The sequence below is a fragment of the Pseudomonas sp. SWRI77 genome (assembly GCF_014269105.1).
GTDB classification, from domain to species: domain Bacteria; phylum Pseudomonadota; class Gammaproteobacteria; order Pseudomonadales; family Pseudomonadaceae; genus Aquipseudomonas; species Aquipseudomonas capeferrum.
On record NZ_JABWRV010000002.1, the window covers coordinates 25995 to 51099 of the forward strand.

The 25105-nt window shown below is 63.3% G+C and carries 21 protein-coding genes and 1 pseudogene; 16 read left to right on the forward strand and 6 right to left on the reverse strand.

The window, feature by feature from the left end; translation table 11 throughout:
• Positions 1 to 182: 182 nt before the first annotated feature.
• The 4 genes from HU766_RS02560 (at position 183) to HU766_RS02575 (ending at position 3120) form a co-directional block, all read left to right on the forward strand.
• Positions 183 to 1580, forward strand: coding sequence for a PAAR domain-containing protein (locus tag HU766_RS02560; protein WP_186652989.1), 1398 nt, complete (start codon positions 183 to 185; stop codon positions 1578 to 1580).
• Positions 1573 to 1971, forward strand: a complete 399-nt coding sequence (locus HU766_RS02565) for a hypothetical protein (protein WP_186652991.1) — start codon at positions 1573 to 1575, stop codon at positions 1969 to 1971. The genes HU766_RS02560 and HU766_RS02565 overlap by 8 nt, the downstream gene beginning before the upstream one ends.
• A gap of 602 nt (positions 1972 to 2573) precedes the next feature.
• On the forward strand, positions 2574 to 2843 hold the full coding sequence (locus HU766_RS02570) for a hypothetical protein (RefSeq protein WP_186652993.1): 270 nt from the start codon (positions 2574 to 2576) through the stop codon (positions 2841 to 2843).
• 4 nt (positions 2844 to 2847) lie between these two features.
• Positions 2848 to 3120 carry a DUF3077 domain-containing protein gene (locus tag HU766_RS02575; RefSeq protein ID WP_186652996.1) on the forward strand — a complete coding sequence of 91 codons (273 nt, stop codon included), beginning with the start codon at positions 2848 to 2850 and terminating at the stop codon, positions 3118 to 3120.
• Positions 3121 to 3166: 46 nt separating this feature from the next.
• On the opposite strand, the gene HU766_RS02580 is transcribed toward HU766_RS02575, so the two are convergent.
• From HU766_RS02580 to HU766_RS02590, 3 genes are all read right to left on the reverse strand, one after another.
• Positions 3167 to 5068 (reverse strand): sigma-54-dependent Fis family transcriptional regulator, encoded by a 1902-nt coding sequence (locus HU766_RS02580; RefSeq protein ID WP_186652998.1) that lies wholly within the window; start codon positions 5066 to 5068, stop codon positions 3167 to 3169.
• A 139-nt stretch (positions 5069 to 5207) separates the two neighbouring features.
• Entirely contained in the window at positions 5208 to 6728 is a 1521-nt protein-coding gene (locus HU766_RS02585; protein ID WP_186653000.1) for an FAD-dependent oxidoreductase, read from the reverse strand.
• A 149-nt stretch (positions 6729 to 6877) separates the two neighbouring features.
• Entirely contained in the window at positions 6878 to 8206 is a 1329-nt protein-coding gene (locus HU766_RS02590) for an MFS transporter (protein WP_186653002.1), read from the reverse strand.
• Positions 8207 to 8369: 163 nt separating this feature from the next.
• Between HU766_RS02590 and HU766_RS02595 the strand changes: the two genes are divergently transcribed.
• From HU766_RS02595 to asnB, 9 genes are all read left to right on the forward strand, one after another.
• Positions 8370 to 9467, forward strand: a complete 1098-nt coding sequence (locus HU766_RS02595; protein ID WP_186653004.1) for a sugar diacid recognition domain-containing protein — start codon at positions 8370 to 8372, stop codon at positions 9465 to 9467.
• Between the two features lie 112 nt (positions 9468 to 9579).
• A complete protein-coding gene (locus HU766_RS02600) occupies positions 9580 to 10740 on the forward strand; it encodes a glycerate kinase (RefSeq protein ID WP_186653006.1) in 1161 nt (386 codons plus the stop codon).
• 308 nt (positions 10741 to 11048) lie between these two features.
• Complete coding sequence (locus HU766_RS02605) at positions 11049 to 12260, forward strand: AMP-binding protein (protein ID WP_238338548.1); 1212 nt, start codon at positions 11049 to 11051, stop codon at positions 12258 to 12260.
• Positions 12257 to 13972 carry a prenyltransferase/squalene oxidase repeat-containing protein gene (locus tag HU766_RS02610; protein ID WP_186653013.1) on the forward strand — a complete coding sequence of 572 codons (1716 nt, stop codon included), beginning with the start codon at positions 12257 to 12259 and terminating at the stop codon, positions 13970 to 13972. The genes HU766_RS02605 and HU766_RS02610 overlap by 4 nt, the downstream gene beginning before the upstream one ends.
• Before the next feature lie 9 nt (positions 13973 to 13981).
• A complete protein-coding gene (locus tag HU766_RS02615; protein WP_033697759.1) occupies positions 13982 to 14389 on the forward strand; it encodes a hypothetical protein in 408 nt (135 codons plus the stop codon).
• A complete protein-coding gene (locus HU766_RS02620; protein WP_033697761.1) occupies positions 14386 to 14670 on the forward strand; it encodes an acyl carrier protein in 285 nt (94 codons plus the stop codon). Before HU766_RS02615 ends, HU766_RS02620 begins: the two co-directional genes overlap by 4 nt.
• Positions 14667 to 15662, forward strand: coding sequence for an AMP-binding protein (locus HU766_RS02625; RefSeq protein WP_186653016.1), 996 nt, complete (start codon positions 14667 to 14669; stop codon positions 15660 to 15662). Before HU766_RS02620 ends, HU766_RS02625 begins: the two co-directional genes overlap by 4 nt.
• Positions 15649 to 17034, forward strand: coding sequence for an amidase (locus HU766_RS02630; RefSeq protein WP_186653020.1), 1386 nt, complete (start codon positions 15649 to 15651; stop codon positions 17032 to 17034). Before HU766_RS02625 ends, HU766_RS02630 begins: the two co-directional genes overlap by 14 nt.
• A 10-nt stretch (positions 17035 to 17044) precedes the next feature.
• Positions 17045 to 18880 carry an asparagine synthase (glutamine-hydrolyzing) gene (gene asnB / locus HU766_RS02635; RefSeq protein ID WP_186653023.1) on the forward strand — a complete coding sequence of 612 codons (1836 nt, stop codon included), beginning with the start codon at positions 17045 to 17047 and terminating at the stop codon, positions 18878 to 18880.
• A 2-nt stretch (positions 18881 to 18882) separates the two neighbouring features.
• Here asnB and HU766_RS02640 read toward each other — a convergent pair whose 3' ends face one another.
• On the reverse strand, positions 18883 to 19824 hold the full coding sequence (locus HU766_RS02640; protein WP_033697770.1) for a LysR family transcriptional regulator: 942 nt from the start codon (positions 19822 to 19824) through the stop codon (positions 18883 to 18885).
• Between the two features lie 275 nt (positions 19825 to 20099).
• On the opposite strand from HU766_RS02640, the pseudogene HU766_RS26540 reads away from it, so the two are divergent.
• Positions 20100 to 20615, forward strand: a pseudogene (locus tag HU766_RS26540) (SDR family oxidoreductase); the annotation flags it as partial.
• A 21-nt stretch (positions 20616 to 20636) separates the two neighbouring features.
• The gene (locus tag HU766_RS26545) at positions 20637 to 21746 is read left to right on the forward strand and encodes an SMP-30/gluconolactonase/LRE family protein (protein ID WP_346656647.1); all 1110 of its coding nucleotides are present in this window, start codon (positions 20637 to 20639) and stop codon (positions 21744 to 21746) included.
• On the opposite strand, the gene HU766_RS02650 is transcribed toward HU766_RS26545, so the two are convergent.
• Positions 21736 to 22686, reverse strand: a complete 951-nt coding sequence (locus HU766_RS02650) for a site-specific integrase (RefSeq protein WP_186653028.1) — start codon at positions 22684 to 22686, stop codon at positions 21736 to 21738. The genes HU766_RS26545 and HU766_RS02650 overlap by 11 nt on opposite strands.
• Positions 22687 to 22867: 181 nt before the next feature.
• On the opposite strand from HU766_RS02650, the gene HU766_RS02655 reads away from it, so the two are divergent.
• The gene (locus HU766_RS02655) at positions 22868 to 23860 is read left to right on the forward strand and encodes an RHS repeat-associated core domain-containing protein (protein ID WP_186653030.1); all 993 of its coding nucleotides are present in this window, start codon (positions 22868 to 22870) and stop codon (positions 23858 to 23860) included.
• Between the two features lie 203 nt (positions 23861 to 24063).
• Here HU766_RS02655 and HU766_RS02660 read toward each other — a convergent pair whose 3' ends face one another.
• On the reverse strand, positions 24064 to 25050 hold the full coding sequence (locus HU766_RS02660; protein WP_186653032.1) for an SCO family protein: 987 nt from the start codon (positions 25048 to 25050) through the stop codon (positions 24064 to 24066).
• Positions 25051 to 25105 lie beyond the last annotated feature (55 nt).

Genomic DNA, 25105 nt, shown 5'->3' on the forward strand with positions numbered 1-25105 from the left:
GGCCATTCGAGGAACAGGTGTTTTACCTGTGTGCGTGCTTTCCTGCTCAGTAGCAGATTGATCAATGGCGTATGGAGCAGTACCTGCACGCTGCTTGTAGGGTAATTCTGATTTTCGCAGGCCCAGGCTTTTGCATGTTTTTCCAGTGTTAGCTTCCAGCTTTCTACGGCCGGAGGCTATTCATGACGCGCATATCGATACATGGAAAAGGGCAAGCGCTGGATGGCGATATCACCACCACAGGCGCGGTCTGCATTGCCAGCAGTACGAACTTCCGGGGGAACAACCGACGTGCGCTGCGCTTGGGCGATGCCACGACCGAGTGCCCGAACTGCAAGAAGGTCGGTGTCATTGTAGAAGGGGTGAATGCTTTCGTCATCGGAGGTAAACCGGCTGTTGTCGATGGGGCGCTGGTCAAGTGTGATTGCCCAAACGGCAGCAACCGGGTCATCGCGCAGTCAGCCATGCACCGGGCTGGCAGCCGTCCTGCTCAGGCTGCATCGCCTGCCTCTGCCGTCAGCCATTCGGCGCCTTCATCAGGGCAGAGTCCTGCTCAAGTGTACAACGCATCTCCCGTCGGCTCATTATCGATACTTGAGCCTGGCTTCCATATTGTGCAAAGCAGCATGTCGTTCGAGCAGGTGCTTCAGAGCCTTGGCGCGACGCACAGCCCTTTGCCAGTGGCGTTATTGCAGCGCTTGAGTCCTACCTTCCCAGATGGTTTCAAGGCGGGCGAGATATTTGTGCTGGGCAGCCCAAGCAGTGGGCATGCCTGCAGCGCGCTGGAAAACGAACTGATCATGGTGGCCGAAAAGACGAGGGAGTCCCTGTCGATTCTCTCCCGTGAAGAAGCTAACTTCATGATGAAGCACATCGGTGAGATTGCCGGGGTGCTCAATGGCGCCAGCCAGTCGATGGGGGTGGGCAAGGACATGCTTGAGCGTGGACTGGGGCAGGTCAAGGACACGTTGAAGGGCATTGAGGCTTTGCACCAACAGCAGTTTGTTTTGCATGGCCACTTGAACAGTGCGGAGTTCTTCGCCAAGCGCAGGGGGCTTTATGAGCAACTGAGCGCCCAGTTGCGCGTAGGTTTTCTGAACAAGACATTGAACCTCGGCAGTTACGACACGCTCCGCCGCGACCTGGGTATCTCCACCAAAAGCCTGGTGCATCATTGGACCAAGGCAGGCGTGCCGGGCCAGATACCCGGATATGCGACCCACTTGGACGAGGTGGCCAAGATGTCGAATTATTTGAAGTATGGTGGGTTTGCGGCGATTGGGCTTGGTGCGGGGGCATCTTACTTGAACGTTCAAGCAGCATGTCGGGCTGGCGAAACCGAAGCGTGTAAGAAAATTCGATTTACTGAAACGGGGAGTTTTGCAGGGGGATTACTCGGTGGAGCGGCAGGTGGTAAGGTTGGTTCTGTCGCAGCGGCGGCTGTCTGTTCCTTTGGTGTATATGGAAAGGCTGTTTGCGGTATTGTGGCGATCGGAAGTGGCTCTTACTTAGGTAGTAAAACAGGAGAAAAAATAGGTGAGGGGATGATCGAATGGACCTATGAGGTACTTCATGATTGACCTCTCAAGCCTTCCCGCTGGTGTAAAAATCGTGTTAGGACTAGTGCCTTTAATCTTGAGTGTCGTGGGCGTTGGCATTGGCCTTTACATTGCAGGTTCTCGTCATTTCAAAATACTTTGCTCTACGTTCAAGAATAGTAAGGGGTTGGTTGAGGATCTTAAATACTGGAGCACCCTCTCTATAAGAACAAGATCGATGGTGGTCAATCGTTTTACGTTGGCAGTTGTATGGCCCAATCTGGGTATTCGCCAAGGGTGGTTGAATGCCGACGATTATCGACGTTGCCCAGCCTATCTGAAGCGGCGCTTACAGATCTCGTTCTGGTGTACTCTTGCCGGCTGGGCTGGGATCGTTACGGGTGGAACCTTGATTGAACTTGGTAGATTGTAATGCCCCCTCAATCGCCCGCGCTGCGCCTGCTTCCGCAAGTGGATGCTAAGCGACGGTACTTTCGACCCGAGCGAAGCACTGGCCGGCCATGACTGCGATTGTTGACGGACTCTGAGGTTATCAAGTTGACCGGGATTGGGGAGAGGTTCGGGGAACTGGCGTACGAGGATTACTATGATTGTTTTTTTAACGGTGCCCCTTGGTTTGAAAATGGCTTTTGGCTTGCGCCTTTCATTATCGGGGGGCTGTTCATTTGGCCGGTAGCCAATGCCATGGGGCTGTACGACATTTCTGAACTTGAATCTAAATACTTCAGGATTGGCCTGCTTGGGAATTATCCTACGCGGGCTGCTGAAGTATCGCTGTTGTCGGGGAAACCTCTCAGGGATAACGTTTTCGGGCCGCCTTAACCGGGTGGCCGGGTGTGAGAACCCGCTTCGAATTTCATGCAGCAGCACTGCTATGGCAGCTGTGCGCGGGCAGGCCTCGGCCTGGCCGGGCTTTGCATGGTTCACCGGTTTCTCACCCCGCGTACCGCTGCCACCCTCACCCCGTGAGAAGGTTGAGATGGTAGATCTCGATAACGAACTGTGAGATCGATCATGAAAAAAATTGTCCCTGACCCACCCCGCCGCAAACCGATCACCACCCCATTCTTCACCGTCCAAGCCGACATGTACCCACCCGACGCCTTGGCCCACGCGAGTGAGCTGCTACGCGGTGTCATCGAAACCATCGACGAGCACTGCCGCGGCCACGTCGGCGAACCTGGCCTGAACATGCTGAGCAATGCCATGCATGCCAGCGAGATCGCCCACTCGCTGGTGGAGCATGTCCACAGCCGTCTCTATGGCCAGCAGGCCGAGGAGTGAGACCATGGCTGACGAACCCAAGCCCCTCACCACCGCTGGCCTGGCAACCTTCCTTGATGTGGGCAACCCAGCGTTGAATTTGCTGCGTGTGCAGCCTGGCATCCCGATCGATGTTGCCTACGAGCAGGTGTCGGTGCTGCTGGGCTACATCAAGCACCTGGTGCGCGAAGGCGATATGGACGATGACCACAAGCTACTAGGCGCAGCTGACTATCTGAGTGTCCTGGCCAAGGCGTTGATGGATGATATCGAGCTAGCCAAGAACCGGTTGCATTGATCTGGCCGGCCCCTTCGCGGCTGAGCCCGCGAAGGGGCCGGTACCTTCAGCCCAACTGGTTGGGCTGGACGATGCCGTAGCGCTTCATCTTGCGATACAACGTTGACCGCGACACCCCCGCAGCCTCTGCCGCTGCGCTCATGTTCCAGCGCTCGCGCTTCAACACCTCCAGTAAATGCCGTGCCTCGGCCGCTTCGACCTGCTGCTCGAGCACCTTTGGCCGCGCAGGCGTTGCACGCTCCGCGAACACCTCCGGCAAGTCAGCCAGTTCGATCAGCCCACCTTCGGCCAGTGCGACTGCCTGACGCAATGCATTGAGCAACTGCCGCACGTTCCCCGGCCAGGCGTGCCCGAGCACGCAGCGCCACGCTTCATCGCTCAAGCGCATGCCCGCACCCCCCGGCAACCCTGCCAGCAACCCTTCGATCAACTCACGCCGGTCACTGCGTTCCCGCAGTGCCGGCAATGTCATGCGCATCCCGCACAGCCGGTAATAGAGGTCTTCGCGAAAGCGCCTGTCGCCGATCATGGCCTGCAGGTCCTGGTGCGTTGCCGAAATTACCTGGAGGTCCAGCGCTACCGGCGCTTCGGCACCCAGCGGCACCAGCTCGCGCTCGGCAAGCACCCGCAGCAGGCGCGTTTGCAGGTGCGCCGGCATGTCGCCGATCTCGTCGAGGAACAGCGTGCCGCCATTGGCCTGCTCCAGCTTGCCTTTCATGCCCTTGCGGTTGGCCCCGGTGAAGCTGCCGGCACGGTAGCCGAACAGTTCGCTTTCGATCAGTGATTCGGGTATCGCCGCACAGTTGAGCGCCACGAACGGTTTGGCTTGGCGCTGGCTAGCCTGGTGCAAGGCACGGGCGAACGCCTCTTTGCCGGTGCCGGTTTCGCCGTTCAGAAGAATGGCGATATCCCGGTCCAGCACCTTGCGCAGGCGTTGCACGCCCTGTTGCAGGTGGGTGTCCTGGCCTGCCAGTTGCTCGAGCGTGGGGTGAGCCGTGCGGGCGGGCAGGGGCCGCGCTGCGGTTGCTTGGCGGTAACCGGCCGGTACGCGCAGGCCCACGTCCAGCAGGTGCGGTTGTTGGTGACCGCGCAGTTGAGTGCCACGGGCACCGCCGCGCGTCAGCTCCAGCAACTGGTCGATGTTGGCTGGCAGCAGTTGTTCGATCGCCACGCCCAGCAGCTTGCCGGTGTGCGCCAGGAAGGCTGCCCGATTGGCGCCGATCACCCGGCCGCCTTCGTCGAGTGCCAGCAGTTGCTCGGCAGCCAGGTCGCAGAAGTCGTCGCGTGGTTTGATGGCCAAGGTCAGGCGGTCGCGGTAGCGCTGGCGGAAATGGCTGTTCTCGATCAACCGGGCGTACAGGGTCACCAGCTGCAACGTCAGGTGCTGGGCATGCTTGGGGCCGTCGTTGTACAGGCAGGTCGCGTTGAGGCAGCCGAGCAGTTGGTTGTGGGCATCGAAGATCGGTGATACCGAGCAACTGAGCCGCGCATTGGCCGCAAGGAAGTGCTCCTGACGATGGATGGTCAGTGCCTGCTCAGAGGCCAAGGCGGTGCCGATGCCGTTGGTGCCAGCAATCGACTCGTCCCACCGCGCGCCGACGATCAGCCCGGAACGGGTGTAGCGCTGTGGGTCGGCGGGCAGGCGGGCAGCCAGCGTGATGCCGTCGGCGTCACTGAGCAGCACGGCGAAACCGGCGTCCACCACGCGCTTGGCCAGGCCACTGACGCCCTGGCTGGCGATGGCCAGGTAGGCCTCGTGCTGGGCTTGGTGCTGGCGGATTTCAGCGGCGCTGAGGATGTTGTCGACGTGGCGCAGGGCGGGGTCCAGGTGGTGCTGATTGATGCTGCGGTACCAGGATTCAGCGATCACCGGTTCTGGCGTCAGGCCACGTTCGGCAAAGTGGCAGTCGACGAAGGCGGCCAGTTCACTGGCGCGGGGTTTGGCCATGGGCGCTCTACCAAGTTCTTGTTATTTGAGTTGGGGAAACCATAGCTGATTTTGGGTTTGGGAGTTGCTTGTCTTTAGCTTTGCAGGGGGCGGATATCGAGCGCCCCCCGAAGAACCCAAGCAAAAAAGCAGGCGTGTTTCAGCCAATCAGCTTGAGTGCCTCATCCAGACCCAGCGGCCGCTTCATCCGCTGCGACAGCTGCGCCATGGCATCCGAATACCCCTTGGCCACCACCGCTTCAACCTGCTCCCCGACACACTGCAAGGCAATGAAGTCACCTTTCTCCGGCTCGCCGACGAACTCGATTCGGTCCCAGTCCCGAGCATGCCCCAGCACTTCATAGGTGCGCCCATGCTGATAGGTCCAGAAAAACGGCACATCCGCGTAACGACGCTGCTCGCCCAGCATGTTGGCTGCGGCAATTACCCCATGCTGCTGGGCCAGGCGCCAGTGTTCGATGCGCACCGGGCGGCCAGCGAGGGGGAAGGTGGCGATGTCGCCGGCGGCCCATAGGCGGTCGGCGGCATGCAGCTCGGCGTCGACCCGCAACGAACGATCCTCGGCCAGTTCCACGCCCTGCACGAACGCAGTGGCCGGTGCGACGCCGGTACCCAGCAACACCAACGACGTCATCAGCTTCTCGCCATTGGCCAGCAGCACGGCGTCGACCCGTTCTTCACCGAGAAAGCGCTCGACCTCGGTCGGGCCGTGGAACACCACGCCCTTGCGCTCATGCAGCGCGCGTATGCTGCGCCCGATACGCTCACCTAACTGTTTGCTCAAGGGCACCGGGTGGCGGCTGACCACATGCACCTGCGCGCCATACTTGCGCAAGGCCGAGGCTGCCTCCAGGCCGATGAACCCGTCGCCGACGATCACCACAGGCTGCCCCGGCTCGGCGGCATCCAGCAGGCGTGCTGCATCTTCGCGTGAGCGCAGGGTCATGACCCCTGCCAGGTCGACACCGGGCAGGTCGGGGCGTTGCGGTTTGCCGCCCGTGGCCAGCAAGGCGGCGTCATAGTCGATGCGGTGGCCGTCGCTGAGGGTGATTTGGCGCTTTTTCACGTCCAGTGTGCGCACCTTGCCCAAGCACCGCTCCAACTGGCCCGCGCGCAACTGGCCAGCCTCCAGTAGCGCCGGGACTTCATCGGGCGGCATCTCCCCGGCGATGACGAATTTGCTCAGCGCAGTGCGGTCGTAGGCGGGCTGGCGTTCATGGTCAAGCCAGACCAGACGCCCGCCGAAGCCATGGGCCAGCAGCGTGGCCACCGCCGCCGAGCCTGCGGCCCCGGCACCGATGACGACGAAGCAGCGCGCGTCACTGTGGCGTGGTGGCTCGGCCTTTGGCAGCGGCTGGTCATCGACCCAGACTTCACCGTCCTTGACCCACGCCCGGTAGCGGCGCAGGTCGGCCAGTGCCGGCGGTTCGCACACCGCGCCTTCGTCCACGGCAAACGCCGCCTTGTGCCACGGGCAGACCAGCAAGCCTGCGCAGATCACGCCTTCTTCCAGCGGGGCGCCGGCATGGGGGCAGTTGGCCTGGTAGGCCTGCACCAGGTCGCCCTGGCGGATGAGGATGAGTTCTTCGTTGCCGGCCTGCACACGCAGAGGGCGGTGGGGGTCGAGCTGATCGAGGCGGGCCACGGTGTGCTGGGTCATGAGGCTTCTCCAAAGGGGGCCTTTGGAACCATTTGACGCCTGTGCCGTTGAGATGCTGACCCGAGCCGACGATCGGGGCATTATTCTGAAGCACCGTGTGGGGGCGGGTTTGCCGGCTCCCACACGGGCTGTGGCGCATTGCAGGTGTTTTAGGTGGACTTTACCGTGGCCAGCGCGCCAGCGCGCGTTACCCGCAAGGCCACCAGGCTACCCACCACGATCAATGCCGCCAACGAATACAGCGCGGCATCGGTCGACCCGGTCTGGTCCTTGATGAAACCGACCAGGTACGGGCTGAGGAAGCCCGCCATCTGCCCCACCGAGTTGATCACCGCCAGCCCGGCCACGGCCGCACCGGCGCTGAGCAGCGCGGTGGGCATTGGCCAGAACATTGGCAGGCCGGTGAGCGCGCCCATGGTGGCGATCGACAGGCCGAGGATGGCAATCGGCGGGTTGCCGGCGAAGTTCACGGCGATCAGCAAGCCGATGGCGCCCATCAGCATGGGCACTACAAGGTGCCAGCGGCGCTCGTTACGCAGGTCGGCCGAGCGCCCGCAGACAATCATGAATACCCCGGCCAGCAAGTACGGAATGGCGCTCAGCCAGCCAATCAGCAAGGGGTTGTCGAAGCCCATGCTCTTGATGATCGACGGCAGCCAGAAGTTGATCGCGTACACACCGCTCTGGATACAGAAGTAAACGAAACCGAACGTCCAGATCAGCGGGTTGGTCAGCACTGCGAGCACGCTGTCACCGCTGGTGGCGGGTTTGCTGGCGGCGTCGGCCTTGAGGTCGGCCTCGATCAGTTGGCGCTCGGCCGGGCTCAGCCACGTGGCTTTCTGGTAGCCGTCGCTGAGCAGGCGGATGGCCAGGAAGCCCAGGATGACGGTGGGCACGCCCTGGATCAGGAACATCCATTGCCAGCCGGCAAGGCCATGCTGGCCGGCGGCGAAATGTTCGAGGATCCAGCCGGAGAACGGCCCGCCCAGCAGCCCCGACACCGGGATCGCCGACATGAACAGGGCCATGATGCGGCCACGACGGTCGGCCGGGAACCAGCGCGAGAGGTACAGCACCACGCCTGGGAAGAAGCCGGCTTCGGCGGCGCCAGTCAGCAGGCGCAACGTGTAGAACTCGGTGGGTGTGGTGACGAACAGCAGGCAGGTCGAGAGGCTGCCCCAGGCGATCATCATCAACGCGATCCAGCGCCGTGGGCCGAAGCGGTTGAGTGCCAGGTTGCTCGGCAGGCCGCAGAGCACGTAGCCGATGAAAAAGATACCGGCGCCGAGGCCGTAAACGGTTTCGCTGAAGTTCAGGGCGTCGAGCATCTGCAGCTTGGCGAAGCCGACGTTGACGCGGTCCAGGTAGTTGAACAGGTAGCAGATGAAAATGAACGGAATCAGCCGCAGGGTGATGCGCCGGTACAGCGCGTTACGGGTGGTGTCCGTGCCTTGGTCAGGGGCGGGGCTGTGTGCCATGATCGGGTTCTCTGTTGTTATGGTTGTCACCGCGTCGCCTGTTCCGGCGCTCGCCCTGACGAGTCTGGCGGGCCTGCGGCGTGCCTGTCTTTGTGCTTTTGCACAGCGCTTGGCCAGGGCTGCTGTGCCCGCGACCAAAGCCTACCACCCCAAGGACCGTTGAATGTTCGAACTCGACCATGACCTGGCGCAGGATATCGTTGATCGGGCGATGGCCATCCTGCCCTGCAACGTCAATGTCATGGACAGCCAGGGGCTGATCCTTGGCAGTGGCGAGCCGGAGCGTATCAACACCCGCCACGAAGGCGCGCAACTGGTGCTGGCCAACGGCCGCATCGTCGAGCTGGATGTGGACGCGGCAAAGTGCCTGAAGGGCGTGCAGCCAGGGGTGAACCTGCCGCTGATGCTCGATGGGCGGCTGATGGGGGTGCTGGGCCTGACCGGCGACCCACAACAGTTGCGCACCTATGGCGAGCTGGTGCGCATGACCGCCGAGATGCTCCTGGCCCAGCGCCATCTGCAGGTCGAGCAGCAATGGCGGCGGCAGCGTTGTGACGATTTGCTGGCCTTGTTGCTGGGTGGCAGCGGCGATTCACCCAGGTTGCTCGACGAAGCCCGGCAGTTGGGCCTGAAACCCCAGCTGCCCAGGGTGCCCTGCCTGTTCGAGCTGGAGTCGGGGCCACCGGCCGAAGCCTTGTCGGCCTGGCTGACCAGCCGCTACCCGGACAGCTGGTGTGTCAGCCCCGCACGCCAGTCGCTATTGTGGTGCCGCCCGGCAGCCTTGGTGCTGGACGAAGCGCGGCTGCTCGAGCGCCTGCAGCGCCACGGCTGGCAGGTCGGGCGCCTGGCCCTTGGTTGCGTGGCGCAGAGCCTGGAGCAGTTGCGCCGAGGCTATCGCCGGGTGCGCGACCTGCTGGCCTATGGGCAGGAGGTGCTGCCCGCCGAACGCCTGCTCAGCCTTGAGCGCTATCGGTTACCGGCCTTGCTGTGGCGCCATCGCAATGACGATGCCCTGGATGAACTGCTCGAACCGCTGCAACGCATCCGGGCCAAGGACGCGAGTGGTCAGCTGATTGCGACCTTGCGGGCCTGGTGCGCCCATGATGGCCAGAGCCAGGCCTGTGCCGATGCCTTGGGCATTCACCGCAACAGCCTTCGCTACCGGCTGGAACGGGTCGCCGAGCTGGGCGAAGTCGACCCGCTGCGGATGGAAGGCATGCTCAGTTTGTACCTGGGGTTGCAACTGCTGCCGGCCGGTTGAGGGGGGGCGAAGGCATTTGCCCAAACAACGCCTCTGCTGTCTTGTGCATTTGACCGAGGCCAGCTTGCCAGGCAACTGTCAGCATGCCGCTCATCTGGACAGGAGAATCCCCATGAAGATCGTCATCGCCCCCGACTCGTTCAAGGACAGCCTCGACGCTGCCGGTGTCACCCGCGCCATTGCCCTGGGCCTGGCCGAGGTGTGGCCGGATGCCGAGCTGGTCGAATGCCCCATGGCCGATGGCGGTGAAGGCACCATGGAGGCCATTCTTGCCGCCAGCCAGGGCGAACTTCGCCGCCTGGCCGTGCGTGGGCCTTTGGGGCAAACCGTCGAGGCCGGTTGGGGGTGGCTGGCGCAGAGCCGCACCGCAATCATCGAGATGGCCCAGGCCAGTGGCCTGCAATGGGTGCCGACCGAGCAGCGTGATGCGTGCCGCAGCAGCACCTGGGGTACTGGCGAGCTGATCGCTGCCGCGTTGGCCGCTGGTGCTCGGCGTATCGTCCTGGCAATTGGCGGCAGCGCTACCAATGACGGTGGCAGCGGCATGCTGCGCGCCCTGGGCTTGCGCCTCCTGGATACCGATGGCAAAGCGCTGGAAGAAGGGGGCCTGGCCCTGGCAAGGCTGGCGCACATCGATACCAGCGACCTGGACCCACGGCTGGCCGAAGTGCAGGTCGAGGTGGCTGCTGACGTTGACAACCCGCTGTGTGGGCCCAATGGCGCCTCGGCGATCTTCGGCCCGCAGAAAGGCGCAAGCCCGCAACAGGTGCAGGCGCTGGACCAGGCGCTGGGGCATTTTGCCGATCACTGTGCGCGGTTGCGCGGTGAGGATGTGCGCGACTTCCCTGGCTGTGGCGCCGCAGGCGGCATGGGGTTCGCGGCCAAGGCGTTCATGGGCGCGCAATTCCGCCCTGGGGTGGAGGTGGTGGCTGAGCTGGCCGGGCTCGATGCGCTGGTGCAGGGTGCTGACCTGGTGGTGACCGGCGAAGGACGCTTCGACGCCCAGACCCTGCGTGGCAAGACGCCGTTGGGCGTGGCCCGGGTCGCCAAGCGCCACGGTGTGCCGGTGGTTGTACTGGCCGGCACGCTGGGGGAGGGCTACCAGCAGCTGTATGCCCATGGGATTGACGCCGCTTTTGCCTTGGTCAACGGGCCGATGAGCCTGGAGCAGGCATGCGCCAACGCGCCAACGCTACTGCAGGCGCGCGCGGGTGATATCGCCCGGCTGTGGCGCTGCGCTTCTGCAGCCCCCAAAAAGCATGTGAAATATTAAAAACATCTTAGTCTGATACCTCGCCCAAAACACAAGCCGAATCGGGTGCTTTTGCCAGAAAAGTACTACATACAGCGAGCGTAAAAGCCCCTATTTAGGCCGATTAATACCTGGCAACTCTCACCGTCGCCGAGAAATAAGTATTTTACTAACCCCCTGTCGCTCGCCAATTCTCTGCGCTGCACATTTGAGAGGGCGAGTCGATGTTGGTTCATGGCGATAAGGATTTCGAAGTATTGAAGAACGCCGAGCGCGAACTTCAACAGCATGTCGGGCATCTCCCCGATGCCGCGTTTTATGAACGAAAGTTGCAAGCAGCCTGGAGGCGAGCACAGCACAGCGCCCACTACGCAGAGATAGGCCCCTACCGTTTTTCGGCGTTTCAGCAATTACCGCTGACGGCCAAGGCCTTGCTTAAACGTCAGCCATTGGCGTTCTGTACCGTGGCCCTGGGCGATGCGGCCAAGTACTACGCCACTACCGGCACCACGGGCGAGCCGACCCCGACCCCGCGCCTGAAACAAGACATCATCTGGAATGCTGTCAGCGTCGCCGCCCACTGGCGCTCGGTGCTGCGCCCGGGAGCACGGGTGGCCAACCTGATGCCATCGGACATCGTCCCGGTCGGCGACCTGATCGCCAATGTCTGCGAATACCTGGATGTTTCCCATGTGCGGCTGTATCCGTTCACCACCGGCATCACCGACTGGGAGCGGGTGTGCAACACCTTCGACACCTACCGGCCAACGGTGCTATTCATTGCCCCCGGCGTGCTGGTACAGCTGACCCGCTACCTCAAGCAGCGGGACCTGTTGCACACCTTCGCCCAGTCGGTGCGCTCGATCATGCTGCTGGGCGAGGTCAACACTCAGCCGTTTCGTGAACGTCTGGCCCGTGGCTGGCAGTGCGAGGTGTTCGACGCCAGCTATGGCAGCACCGAAACCGGCACCTTGGCTGCCGTGGGCGAAGACCAGCAGATGCGCCTGGCCACAGCCACCCACTACTTCGAACTGCTGTTGCCCGACGGCAGGCTGGTGACGCCCGCCGAGGGCCTTACCGGGCGCCTCGTGGTCACCCCACTGAACCTGTATGCCCGCCCGTTGCTGCGGCTGGACACCGGCGACAGCGTGACCATCACCGCGCCGTGGCAGCCCGGGCAGCTCAGCCCCAGCCTGCTGATCAATGGCCGCGACAGTGACAGCATCATGGTGGCGGGTGTCAGCCTTGAGATTCGCGCGGTCGAAGAGGTGGTCTACGGCACCTGTGACGCTACCGGCTACGTGATCGAGATCGACCGCCAGAACGACAGCGCCGCCTTGATCCTGGAGCGCGACGTGCACTGGGACAACGCGCAGGAAAGCCAACTGCAAGCGCAACTGCTGGAGCGCTCCCAACAGCTGATGGGCCTGCGCTGGAGCCGCGTGCTGTTCGTCAACAACCTGTCGGCCATCAACAAAAGTGGTGGCTCGCAAAAAAGCTGGAAGAAGACCAACCTGCGCTTCGTGGGGGGCAAGCAATGACCGCACCACGCTTTGCGCAAGGGCGCGGCCTGGGCAATGGTCAGCCTGACCTGTGGTGCACCTACGCCGCCGTGCGCAGCCTGGCCTGGGTCGAGCGCCTCGACAGCGTCGATACGGCCAGCTTGCACACCTACATTCAGTCCCGCCGTAACCGTGACGCAGGCTTCGCCTGGAGCAAAGGCATGCCGTCCGACGCCTGGGCCACGTTCTATTGCTGCGAAACGCTCAAAGACTTGGGCATTGCCATCGAGCAGGGCACCCAGACCGCCGAATGGCTGCATACCCTGTTCGACGGTGACGCCTACGCCATGTGCCCGGGGCAGACCGCAGACGTCTGGGCCACCCACTATGCGGTGCGCACCTTGGTCGAGGTTTGCGATGGTCGCGTGGCCGACCCCGATGCCTTGTATGCCTGGCTTGAAGGGCTGCAGTGCAGCAATGGCGGCCTGAGCTGGTCGGTGGACTTTGCCCGGCGCAACCTGGCCGATACCCGTGCCTGCTTCTATGGCGTGATGGCTGCGCGCGCGCTGGCTCGGCAAGGGCTGCCAGCGCCGGCCTGGGACGTGCCGCGGTTGATCGACTGGTTGCAGGCGCAACAGATGGACGACGGAGGCTTTCGCTTCAGCGAAGCCGCCGAGCGGCCGTGCCTGTGGGCGACCTACCGCGCCACGGCCAGCCTCGCAGCATTACAGGCGCAGCCGCTGGGGCCCGGCCAGTGCGTCGCCTGGATCGAGGCGCTGCGTGGCCCGAGCGGCGCCTTCGTGCGCTGGCAGGGTTATGACGTCGAAGATGTCTGGGCCGCCTTTTGTGCGGTGGGCTCGCTCAAGGCGCTGGGTGAGCCGGTCGCACACCTGGCAGATGCCATCGCAAGCTTCATCGCGACCCTGGCGTTGCCTCAGGGTGGTTACACCTATCGGCAGGTCGACGCTGCGGCTGATGTGCTGACCACGGCGGCCGCAGTGATCGGTGGACAGATGACGGATGCACAGCGGGCGGATGCGCTGCGCTGGATCGAGGGCTGCCAGATGCCGAACGAGCCCGGGATCATGTACATGCCGGGGCGTGGGGCCGAAGTGCGTTGCACCAATTGGGGCCTGGCCGCCGGTGCCTTCGCTGACCGCCCCGACGCACGCAAGGCAGTCGGACACTGGCTGGCCTCGCTGCAGAACCCCGACGGTGGCTTCGGTTTCTGGGAGGGGCGTGGTTCTGACCTGGTGTCCACTGCATCGGCGGTGGCGATTCTGCAGCAACTGGGTAACAACGCCGGTGTCGACCTTGTCGAGCTCGAAGCCTTTGTCGCCAGCTGCTGCCAGCAGGGCCGCCATGCCGCGTACCCGCGTGGGCAGGTCTCTTTGCGCGCCAGCCTGCAGGCATTGATCTGCCTGCGCCATGGTGGCCGGGATGTTCGCGCGCAGGCAAGCGACCTGCTGGCCGCGCACAAGGTGCGCCAGGGCGGCTTCGCCAACCAGGGGCAGCGCATCCCTGATCTGCTCAGCACCTACCAGGCCGTGGCGTTGGCCGCAGCGCTGGGGTTGCCGGTCGACCTGGCGCACCTGCGCTTCTTCCTCGACAAGGTGCGCAGCGGCCCGGGGTATGCCTGGTCGCCGCTCTACCTGCAGGGGCACGACGCGTTGTCGGGCTGCCTGGGGCGCCTGTTGCAGGCGTTTGCCGACGGCAAGTGCCTGCACCTGCCCAACTTGCAGCTGTCGTGAGGAGCAGGCATGCCGACCATCACTGTTACCTGCGCGCCGCTGCAGGCCATTGAACGCAAGCGCCTGGCCCTGGCCTTCACGCGCCAGCTCAAGGCGCTGGGTGCCGAGCCTGCGCACTGCATGGTGTTTTTCAACCCGCTGACGCCTGGCTGCGTGTTCGGCGCGGGCATGCCGTTGCCTACCGTGGACGGTGACGGCGCCGCCTTGCAGTTCTACCTGCGCATCACCTTGTCGGTGGCGCGCGATGCAATAGCCCACGCGGTATTGGCTGAGGGCCTGCACCGCTGCCTAGCCACGCACTACCCGGATGCTTTTGTCTATCTGCAGTTCGACCCGATCCTGCCGGAACAGGTGTTCTACAGCACGGGAGCGGAACTTATCAATGCCGGCAACCCACAAGGAACAACAGGCCCGTGAGCAACTTATCTATTGAACAGCGTATTCGTCAGGCATTGGCGCAGTTACTGGGCGACGAAGTCCTTGCCATCGAGAAACAGGATAGTTTTCGCGACTTCATTGGCGAGCGTTTCGACAGCCTGATGGCCGTCGAAGTCATTACCGCCATTGAAGGCTGTTTTGAAATCGAAGTGGATTACCTGAGTGACGATGTCCGCTACTGGTTTGAAACCTTGGAGAAGATGGAAACGTTCGTCGCCCAGAAGCTTGAAGATCAATTGACCCTGCAGGCCGCTGAATGAGCAGCGACCATTTGTTCACCACATCGGGCTCTACCGGTGTGCCCCGCCAGTGGCTGCGCAGCCACGCGCAGATGACCCAGGAGGCGGCCTTGATACTCGGCCACTGGGCGGCTGGCGCGACCGAGGTCCTGTCATTTGCGCCGAGCACGCACAGCTACGGCATGATCCTGGGCGAGGTCGGCGCGCACTGGCTGAACGCGCGGCTGCAAGCCTGCTCCTTGGAGCAGCAGGTATTGCCGCAACTCGATGGCGACGGGCCTTGTGTGATCCTCGCCATTGCCAGTACCTGGCGGCTGTTGCCCTCCCTGTTGGCGCGCCTGTCGGCACGGCGTTCGGTGCTGGTGGTGCACAGCGCTTCGCTGCTGCCCCCCAACGCTTTGGCCACCGTGCAGCGCCATGCCGGGCCGCAGGTGCGCTTCATCGAACTGCTGGGCGCCACCGAAACCGGCGCCATGGCCGTTCGCGAGCTGGATGCGCAAAGCAACGCGGAGCAACCCTGGACGCTGTTGGGCGACGTCACGTTGCTCAGCCCGATCGGCGCGCCGAGCCCGCTGGAAGTCAGCAGCCCGCGTATCGCCCGGGAGCAGGGGGCTGCGGCACCGGCCAGCCGTCACCGTTGCGATGACCTGGTGCTGGCGTTGGACGCCCGACGCTTTCAATGGCTGGGCCGTGCCAGCAGCCTGATCAAGGTCAACGGGGTACGGCTCGACCTGGCACGTGTGGCCAGCGAGCTGAGCCAGCAACTGCACTGCCCGACCCTGGCCTGCGTGGCGGTGCGCGATGCGCTGCGCGCCGAGGCGTTTGAAGTGCTGTTCAGCTCGGCAACGTTGACCGAGCGGGCAGTGCGTGAAGCGTTCACGCACTGGCCAGCGCACCACCCGCGACCGGTCGCCGTGCGCCGGGTCGCCCATCTGCCCCTGTCTGCCACCGGCAAGCCCCAGCCGTGGGCGGCCGCAACTTCTGTCAAGGAATACACCCATGAGCCACGCTGATACCCAGAGCACCATCGTCCATTACCTGAACCACTGCGGTGCGCCGCTGGCCAGTGGCCGCGAGCAGCCCGAATACCTTGGCCTCAGCCTGCGCAAACGCCTCGAACTGCTGCAGCGCAGCCCCGCGCTGGCGGCTGACTGGGCCGCGCAGTACGACGCCTGGCGCGACCATGCCGACAGCCACTATCGGTGCCTGACCAGCACCCGCCCGGCCGAGGCACCGTGGTTTCGGCTGGGGGTCAAGGACACCGTGGATGTCGCCGGCCTGCCGACCCGTCTGGGGCTGCGCAGCTACCGTCACTACCCGCAGCGCAGCGCCAAGGCGCTGACCTGCCTCGATTCGCGCATCGTGCTGACCAGCAAGGTGGCGACCACCGAGTTGAACATTGCGTTCGGCGCAGGCTGCCGCAACCCGCACTTCCCGGGCATCGACCCGTCAGGGTCCAGTACAGGGTCTGCGGTCTCCGTGGCGGCGGGCCTGTGCGATATTTCGTTGGGTACCGATGTACTCGGTTCGGTGCGCTGGCCGGCATCGCACTGCGGCATGGTCGGCTTGCGCATGACCCAGAAGGCCGCCAGCCTAGCCGGCGTATTCCCACTGTCGCCACGCATGGACGCCCTCGGTTGGGTCACCCGCAGTGCCGACGACCTCGACCTGCTAATGCCGTTGCTGGGCCTGGCACCGCTGCTGGGGGATCAGCAACCGCTCAAGCCGCACTACCGGGTTGGCGTGTTGGCGCACGCCCTGGACCCGGCACTGACCAGCGCGCCCATGCTCGACATGCTGGGCCAGGCCCGAACCGCCTTTGCCGACCTGGGCATGGCGCCGCATGAAGTCGCCATGCCTGAACTGTGGGCCTGCCGTGGCGATGCCTGGCAGCTGTGTGCGCGTGACGCCTGGCTGGCCTCGGCCGCCTGGGCACGCCGCTTCGACAGCGAACTGCACTGGTCGACCCTCAGTGCGCTCAAGGTCGGTGAAGGGGTGAGCGACAGCGATTATCAGCGCATTCATGGGCGCATGGACGTCGTGCGCGCGGGCATCGCTGCCTGGTTCGACAGCGCCCAGATGGACTTCGTGGTCTTTCCGATGGACCCGAACCGGCCATTCGACCGGCGCAACCCGCAACCGGGTGACTCGACCATTCCGTCACCCGACGATCATGATTACTCGCAGAAGATCGGCTTTACCCCACTGGCCAGTTTCAGCGGCCTGCCAGCCATCACCGTGCCGGTTGCCCTCAGTGCCGACGGCAAGGCGCCGTTGGCCATCCAGATCATGGGCCGGCGCGACAGCGAACAGCAGCTGCTGGACATCGCCAAACGGCTGCAGGCGTTGATCGGCCTGCTGCCTACCCGCCGTCTTCAGGTGTAAGGAGCGAGCCATGTGCGGAATTACCGGCTGGGTGGACTACACCCGCGACCTGAGCCAACAGCGCCAGGTGCTCGGCGCCATGACCGACACCCTGGCCCTGCGCGGGCCAGATGCCAGCGGCAGCTGGCAGCACCGGCACGCCTTGCTCGGCCACCGGCGCCTGGCGATCATCGACCTGAGCGGTGGCGTGCAGCCGATGACCTACCGCTTCGCCAGTGGTGAGGAAGTGGCGCTGGTGTACACCGGCGAGGTCTATAACCACAATGCCTTGCGCGAGCGCCTGCGCCAGGCCGGGCACACGTTTCAGACGCGCAGCGACACCGAAGTGGTGCTGCATGCTTACCTGGAGTGGGGCGAGCAGTGCTGCGACTACCTCAATGGCATGTTCGCCTTCGCCGTGTTCGACGCGCGCGATGGCCACTTCCTGCTGGTGCGTGATCGCCTGGGGGTCAAGCCGCTGTACTACGCCCGTCACCAGCAGGGGCTGCTATTCGGCTCGGAGATCAAGGCGGTGCTGGCGCACCCCGACTTCGCCAGTGCCCTTGACGCGGTCGGCCTGGTGGATGCCCTGAGCCTGAGCCGCGGTACCACCCGCACGGCGTTGCGCGGGGTCAGCGAACTGCCGCCCGGGCATCGGTTGTCCTGGCGGCCCCAGGGGCAGGTCAGCATCAGCCGCTATTGGCAACTGCAACGCCGAGCGCACGAGGACGATCTGGCGACCACCGTCGAGCGCACCCGCGAGCTGCTCGACAACGCGCTGGGCGAGCAGCTGCACGCCGATGTGCCGGTCTGCTCGCTGCTGTCCGGTGGCCTGGACTCGACCCTGCTCACCGCCATGGCGCAACAACGGCTGCAGGCGGAGCAGGGCGGGGCGGTGAACTCGTTCTCGGTGGATTTCGTCGGCCAGGCCGAACAGTTTCAGAGCGACGCGTTTCGCCCGGAGCGCGATCAACCTTACGCCCTGGCTGCCGCGCAGTATATCGGCAGCCAGCACCAGACCATCCTGATCGACAACCGCGAGCTGGTGGCGGACGCGGCGCGCCTGGCGGTGTACCGCGCCAATGACAGCGCGGCAACCTTCGGCGACGTGGATACCTCGCTGTACCTGCTGTTCAAGGCCATCCGCGCGCACTCTACGGTGGCTATATCCGGTGAAGCGGCAGACGAGGTATTTGGCGGCTATGCCTGGTTCCGCGATCCGCAGGCCGTGGCAACAGCGCGCTTCCCTTGGTTGTCGCGCATGCAACTGCTGCAGCCTGGGCTGATCAACCCGGAGTTCAACCGTGTCTGCGACTTTGCCGGCTATCAGGACAGCTGCTATCACCAGGCCCTGGACAGCGTCGAACACCTGCCGGGTGACAGCCCGCTGGAGCGGCGCATGCGCGAGATCTGCCACATGCACTTGCAGCGTTGGCTGCCGATTCTGCTCGACCGCAAGGACCGCCTGAGCATGGCCGCCAGCCTCGAAGTGCGGGTGCCGTTCACGGACCACACCTTGGTGGAGTACGTGTACAACGTGCCGTGGTCGATCAAGGGCAAGGATGGCGAGGAAAAATGGTTGCTCAAGCAAGCCAGCGCCGGCCTGGTGCCGCCTGCGGTGTTGCAGCGGCGCAAGAGCCCGTACCCGACGTCGGCCAACCTGGCCTATGAACGCTTCCTGCGGGGGCGCATCGGGCAGTTGCTGAATGCGCCAGGCCAGCCGGTGTTTCAGGTCATCGACCGTGGCCGGCTGGCCGCCGAGTTGCGCCAGCCCGAGGGCTACTTCAACTCGCAGCTGCGGCGCAACAACCTGGAGACCGCCTTGGCGCTGGATACCTGGCTGCAGGAGTATCGCCTGATGCTGTAGGGCTACAGGATCAAAGGGCTCTGCAGAGTGTCGCTGAAGCGCTTCGGCGCGCCCTGGTCGAGCATGGCGATGAAGCTGCCCAAGGCAGGCGAGGCGTTCTGAGTGTTCCAGTTCATGTACAGGCCCATGGTCGGGGTCGGCTGGTCCTTGATCGGGCGGATCGGCCGGAACTGCACGCGGTCGCGCAGCGTGGAGTAGGCGATCGACTCGGGCACCAGGGCCACGCCGAAACCACAGGCCACCAGGCCGATCAAGGTATGGATCTGCGCCGCTTCCTGGACAACCTTGGGGTAGAAACCGGCCGACTCGCACAGGGCGATCAACTGGCTGTGGTAGCCACTGCCCAGGGCTTGCGGGGTGAACACGAAGTCCTCTTCGGCGAAGTCGCGCAGGTCGACCAGGGGCTGCTGCGCTTTGGCGTGGCTGGCCGGCAGGGCCATGATGATCTGCTCGTTCAGCAACAGCCGCGATGCGATGATGTCGGGCGGCATCGGCAGTTTACGCATGAAGCCGATGTCGGCTTCGCCGGCCAACAAGGCCTTGGCCTGGGAGGCCGAGGGCATCTCCCGGATGGTCAGGCGCACATTCGGGTAGACCTCGCGGAACCTGCGCAAGGTGGTGAGCAGCGACTCGTAGTACGCGATGGAAATGGCCGTGATGGTCAGCTTGCCGCAGATGCCTTCGGAAACATTGCGCGCGTACTCGATGCCTTGCTCCAGTTCCTTGAGCGTGCGGTAGGCGGTTTCCAGGAAGGCCATGCCGGCGGCGGTCAGCTTGACCCCACGCTTGTTGCGCAGGAACAGGCTGAAGCCGAGCTTTTCTTCAAGGCGGTTGATTGCTTGGCTCAGGGGCGGCTGCGCCATGTGCAGGCGGATGGCAGCCTTGTGGAAGTGCAGTTCCTCGGCCACGGCAATGAACTGCCTGAGCAAACGTGTTTCGATCATTCTACGTTCCTTCATCGACATGCAGGGTGCCCGGAAGGCGGCCGGCCCGCCCCTGCAAGGCGGCCATGATAGTGCGTGGCACCCGAGTGACAAAGCCCGGTGATATCCCTGAGATATCAAAGTTGCATGCTTTTAATATTAAGTCATTGATTTTTTTATTGTTATCGTAAAAAAGGAGAATCTGAAGGTGCCCCGCAATGCCCATGACAGACCCTTTCAATAATAAAGTTGCCATCATCACCGGTGCCGCCCAAGGGCTGGGCCTGGCCTATGCCATGGCGCTGGCCGAGCGTGGCGCCCGGGTGGTGATCAGCGACCTGGGGACTGACCGCGCTGGCCAAGGGCAAGACCCGTCAGCACTGGACCAGGCGCTCGCGGCCCTGCAGGCCAAGGGCTGCAACGTGGTCGCCCATGCCGGGCAACTGGAAGACGAACGTGAATGCCAGCAGTTGATCGAGCTGGCCATCGAGCATTTCGGTGCGCTGGACATCCTCATTCACAATGCCGGTTGGGTCGATTACCAGGGGATCGAGGCGCAGGAAGAGGGCTTTCTTCAGCGTGCGCTGGGCATCAGCGTGCACGCCCCGGTGTGGCTGGCCAAGCATGCCTGGAAGTACCTCAAGCACTCGGCGGCGCCGCGTGTGGTGCTGACCACCTCGGACCGCGCCATGTACCAGCGCTATTCGCAGCCCGGCCTGGTGGCCTACTCGGCCGGCAAGATGGCCCAGGTCGGCATCATGAACGCGTTGAGCATGGAAGGGCAGGAGCACGGCATTCTGGTCAATGCCATCTCGCCCGTGGCCAAGACCCGCATGTGGGGCGTGACCGACGCACCGGAAGAGCTCAAGCCCGAATGGGTCACGCCGGGGGTGTTGTACCTGGCCAGTTCACTGTGCCGTGACACGGGGTACATCCTGCGTGCCAGCAACGGGCAGTTCACCGCCACCCGTTTCACCGAGAACAGCGGCGTCAGCTACCCGCGCGACCTGGCGCGGGTGCAGGCGGGCAACCTCAAGGAAGTGGCCGAACGCTGGAGCCGCATCAAGGAATGCCACTATGTGCCGGTCAAGGTCGCCAACACCCGTGCCGACCTGGGCGAAAGCCCGGTCTGGGACGCGCACAGCGGCGCGCTGTACTTCGTCGACATCTCCGGTGGGCGCATCAATCGGCTGAACCCGGATGGTGAGGTCGAGAGCCTGTATGAATCGGCGGCGCGCATTGGTGCCCTGGCGTTGACCGACAAGGGCAACCTGATCTTCACCGAAGACTCCAGCGTCGCCATTCTTGACGTGAACGCGCGCAAGGTGCGGCAGTGTTCCGTGCCGGTCCATCCGCGTTCAACCTACCGCTTCAACGATGGCGCCTGCGACCCCCGGGGGCGTTTTGTCAGCGGCCTGATGGACGAAGCGCCGAGCGGCAATACCGGTGCCTTGTTCCGTTTCGATGCACAGCTGAGCGACGAGGTGATCCACGACGGCATGGCACTGCCCAATGGCCTTGCCTGGTCGGAAGATGGGCACACCGTGTACTTCGTCGACTCGGTCGCCCGTTCCATCTACCGCGCCGAATACCTGCCGGAAGGCCGCCTGGCCGAAGTCGTGCTGTTCGCCGAAACCCCCGCCGAGCTGGGCCGCCCGGATGGCATTGCGCTGGACCGTGAGGGCGGGCTGTGGGTTTGCCAGTTCAATGGCAGTTGCCTGTTGCGTTACGACCGTAACGGCCACCTGACCGACCAGGTGGTGATGCCGGTGCCACGCCCGACCAGTTGCTGCTTTGGCGGCGAAGGCATGGCCACCTTGTACATCACCACGGCGCGTTTCGGCATGAACGCGGTTGAACTGCGGCACTATCCGGATGCCGGCGACCTCTACGCCATTCGCCCGGAAATCGCCGGCATTCACCGCCACGCCTTCAAGGAGTGAGCTGATGCACCCGGCTGGCCGGTAACACGGCCAGCTCGCCAAAGCGCTGCGCTGCATCGATGTAGCGCAGCGCCGACTTGGCGTCTTTCCAGCCTACGTAGCTCATCAACGCCTTCAGCTCCCAACCATTGGCCGTGGCCCAGGTGGCGAAACCGCGGCGCAGGGAGTGGCCGGTGTACAACGCCGCCGGCACCCCGGCACGCTCCAGCATGCGCCTGAGCAGGCCGACCAGGCTGTTGCTGTTGAGCGGCGCGTCGCCGAGATTGCCCCAGCGGTCGAGTTTGCGAAACACCGGGCCATGGGCGATGCCGGCCACTTCCAGCCATTGCAGGTAGGCGGTGACCGGGCACAGCGCCTTGAGTGCCGGGGTGCGGTGCTGCACGCCAAGCGCTTCCCGGTCGCCCTTGCTGCGCGGCAGGAACAGCGTGATGCCGACACCCGCCTCGGCCTGGATATGTTCGATGCGCAGCCGGGCCAGCTCATCACCGCGAAACCCTCGCCAGAACCCCAGCAACAGCAACGCGGCATCGCGACGTGCGCGGCGCAGCGCGGTCAGGTCATGGTTTTCGTGTGCCTGGCGAGCTTCGTCCTCGAAGCACTGCACCGCCGTTTGCAGGTGCTGCAGCAACAGCGGTGAGGCCTGCTTCGGAGGGGTCGGGTGCAGGGTGCGGATACCGCGTAGCACCTGGCGCACCAGCGGTGCCTTGGTCGGGTCGGGGAAGCCCTGGCTGATATGCCATTGGCTAAGGGCCGCAAGGCGTTGGCGCAGGGTGCTCACGGCGTGCTGTCCGGCGTGGTCGGCCAGGTAGCGGGCTACCGCCTCGGCAGTGGCCGGCAGAAAGCCGCCCCAATGGGTTTCGAAATGGTCGATGGCAGCCTGGTAGCTGCGCCGCGTGTTGTCGCGGGTGGCGGCGCGGACGTAGCGCTCGATGTCGGTCATGGTGCAGCGTTTATCCTTATCCAACCTCCCCACGAAATGGGGCATTCAGTATATCGCCGGAGGTGGGGAAATGTATTAGTCAATCCAACCGCGAGTGTCGAAAACTGATAAATCTACTAGTTACATTTCCGTGGTGTCAGCGGTACGCTTAACCCTACAGCTCAGTCTACGGTTGACGCCCATGTCTGTTAGAACACAATATTTCTATCAAGGCCAGCATCCGAGTGTTGCGTTATGCAGCAGGGAGACATTCCTTTTTGTTCATAGTGGACCTCTGCCCTTGGCTGAGTGTCGATACGCAGTGGTTTCAAGCTGTACCCAATTACTGGCTTGCGATGGCAACCATTCTATACTCGATCGAACCGAACATAATGCGGACCCACTCCAACCTGGCCGTTACACAGCCTATGGGCATGACAACAAGGCCCTCGGTACGCGTCTAGGCTTTAATGGACAGCTACTAAACTTGTGGGGCAGTCTGTACTTTTTAGGCAATGGAACACGTATTTACAGCCCGTCACTGATGCGATTGTCTACGCCAGATTCTTTCAGCCCTTTCGATGCAGGCGGTTTTAATGCCTACATTTACTGTGGCAACGACCCGGTAAACTATACGGATCCTTCGGGGCACATGAGGAGATCCCGTTCATCCTCACAACTGAACACTCCAAGACCTGACCGTTCCCGCTCCAGTTCCCCCATTTTCGCACCGCGATCGCCGCCTAGTTGGAATCGCTCGCCATCTCCCGCACCCAGGAATGAACCCGAAGGGGCCTTATCGGCTGTTTCGCGCAGCTCCGCATCATCCCCCCACCCCCCCCAATCCCCACCGGGTACTCCACCACCCATTCCCGGACATTCAGCCCGGAATCAAGCACCTGACCTTGCGGTGATGCCTGGTAGATATCTAGCAAACCCCATCACTCGAGACGAGTCCTATGCATTGCTGGACTGGAATAGCGGCCTGAGGACTCGCTATGCCCGATTGAACGTGTTACAGAGTCGAGAGGTTCGAGAAATAGTAATTTCCGCCAGGTTGAACGGTTCAAGTGGAAGAGCAGAGCTGACTGCAAGGAACTTAAACATTGACCGGTACCAGATGGGAAGCATCGTGAGGGCTGTGAACCAAAAAATTCGTCACCTGCGCAAGCGCGCATCGCAAGTCCGACAGTAGTGTAAATCTCGATAGTGCTGATTACTTGAGGCCGTGAATTTCGTCGCTTTTCCTCTTCTGCAGCCATTGACCTCAGTTGGTCAAACGCAGCATGGGACGCAAGGCGCAATGCTTGACGTAGCACGGGAAGTCCGAGGGCATCCTCGTCTAGGTCGCTCGTGCTTCAACCCTGATCAGAAACTAATGATTACAGCTAATTGATTCTATGGTTTTTTCATATCCGCCAAAGGCGTCTGCAGGCGCGTGGTTTCTTCTTCCATATAGGCCATCAACGCGCTGACCTCGGCATCGCCCAGGCGCAGGTTGGGCATCGCCAGGCGGTTGTACTGCTCATACAGCAGCATGGCCAGCGGGTCTTTCTGTGCAAGCATCTGGTCAGGCGCTTTCAGCCAACGGCTCAACCAGCTGGCATCGCGTTGGCGGGTTACCCCCAGCAAGTCGGGGCCGATGCCCTGTTGCATACCGGGCTCGGTGTTGCCCAAGGTGTGGCAGGAGGAGCAGCGGGTACGGAAGATCTGCTCGCCACTGCTGGGCGAGCGCACTTCCGGCGCCTGGGCATAGTCGTTGGCCATGGCGCTGGCTTGTTTCCAGTTGTGCAGGCTGTTGCCCAGGCGGTCGGCGAGGATATAGGGGCTTTCGAAGGGCGAGGCTTTCATCCAGCGGCCGGTGGCCTGGTTGCCGATGATCAGGCTCAGGTTGTGGTCTTTGGAGCGGCCGTTTTCCAGGCCCTCTATGTACAGGCCCAGGCTTCTGCGCAATTGCTCGATGTCGTCGGGCTCGCCGGTGAGCAAGGTCCAGCCGGGGCCGATGGCGAATTTTTCGGCGTAGCGTTTGAGGGTGGCGGGGGTGTCGTTGTAGGGGTCGATGCTGATGGAGTAGAGGAATATATCCTTGCCTACGCGGTCGCCGAGGATCTTCTGCACCTGGCGCAGGCGGGCGGTTTCAACCGGGCAGGAATCGGAGCAGCCGGTGAAGATGAAGTTGATGGCGACGACCTTGTCCTTGATCAGGTCGTCGAAGAAGCGGACCTTTTCGCCATCCTGAGTGAGCAGGGGGGTGTTGGGGAAGTAGTCGGCGCCCCAGGGCGTAGCAGCTTCGTTGGTAGGGGCTTGCTGGGGCTGCACGGGCCAGAACGGGACACTGGCAGCGAACAGCGACAGCACGAGCAGAACACGCCATGAGCCGGTCATGATGCACGCCTCGAGAGGTGAGCCAGTGGGGCTGCGCAGCAGCCCCGTTTCGCCA

Coding starts and splice junctions, on each gene's coding strand:
- HU766_RS02600 (WP_186653006.1), top strand. CDS start 9,580: ATGAAGATCGTCATCGCCCCCGACTCGTTCAAGGACAGCCTCGACGCT.
- HU766_RS02560 (WP_186652989.1), top strand. CDS start 183: ATGACGCGCATATCGATACATGGAAAAGGGCAAGCGCTGGATGGCGAT.
- HU766_RS02575 (WP_186652996.1), top strand. CDS start 2,848: ATGGCTGACGAACCCAAGCCCCTCACCACCGCTGGCCTGGCAACCTTC.
- HU766_RS02655 (WP_186653030.1), top strand. CDS start 22,868: ATGTCTGTTAGAACACAATATTTCTATCAAGGCCAGCATCCGAGTGTT.
- HU766_RS02590 (WP_186653002.1), bottom strand. CDS start 8,206: ATGGCACACAGCCCCGCCCCTGACCAAGGCACGGACACCACCCGTAAC.
- HU766_RS02595 (WP_186653004.1), top strand. CDS start 8,370: ATGTTCGAACTCGACCATGACCTGGCGCAGGATATCGTTGATCGGGCG.
- HU766_RS02580 (WP_186652998.1), bottom strand. CDS start 5,068: ATGGCCAAACCCCGCGCCAGTGAACTGGCCGCCTTCGTCGACTGCCAC.
- HU766_RS02570 (WP_186652993.1), top strand. CDS start 2,574: ATGAAAAAAATTGTCCCTGACCCACCCCGCCGCAAACCGATCACCACC.
- HU766_RS02615 (WP_033697759.1), top strand. CDS start 13,982: ATGCCGACCATCACTGTTACCTGCGCGCCGCTGCAGGCCATTGAACGC.
- asnB (WP_186653023.1), top strand. CDS start 17,045: ATGTGCGGAATTACCGGCTGGGTGGACTACACCCGCGACCTGAGCCAA.
- HU766_RS02640 (WP_033697770.1), bottom strand. CDS start 19,824: ATGATCGAAACACGTTTGCTCAGGCAGTTCATTGCCGTGGCCGAGGAA.
- HU766_RS26545 (WP_346656647.1), top strand. CDS start 20,637: ATGTGGGGCGTGACCGACGCACCGGAAGAGCTCAAGCCCGAATGGGTC.
- HU766_RS02650 (WP_186653028.1), bottom strand. CDS start 22,686: ATGACCGACATCGAGCGCTACGTCCGCGCCGCCACCCGCGACAACACG.
- HU766_RS02630 (WP_186653020.1), top strand. CDS start 15,649: ATGAGCCACGCTGATACCCAGAGCACCATCGTCCATTACCTGAACCAC.
- HU766_RS02625 (WP_186653016.1), top strand. CDS start 14,667: ATGAGCAGCGACCATTTGTTCACCACATCGGGCTCTACCGGTGTGCCC.
- HU766_RS02585 (WP_186653000.1), bottom strand. CDS start 6,728: ATGACCCAGCACACCGTGGCCCGCCTCGATCAGCTCGACCCCCACCGC.
- HU766_RS02610 (WP_186653013.1), top strand. CDS start 12,257: ATGACCGCACCACGCTTTGCGCAAGGGCGCGGCCTGGGCAATGGTCAG.
- HU766_RS02660 (WP_186653032.1), bottom strand. CDS start 25,050: ATGACCGGCTCATGGCGTGTTCTGCTCGTGCTGTCGCTGTTCGCTGCC.
- HU766_RS02565 (WP_186652991.1), top strand. CDS start 1,573: ATGATTGACCTCTCAAGCCTTCCCGCTGGTGTAAAAATCGTGTTAGGA.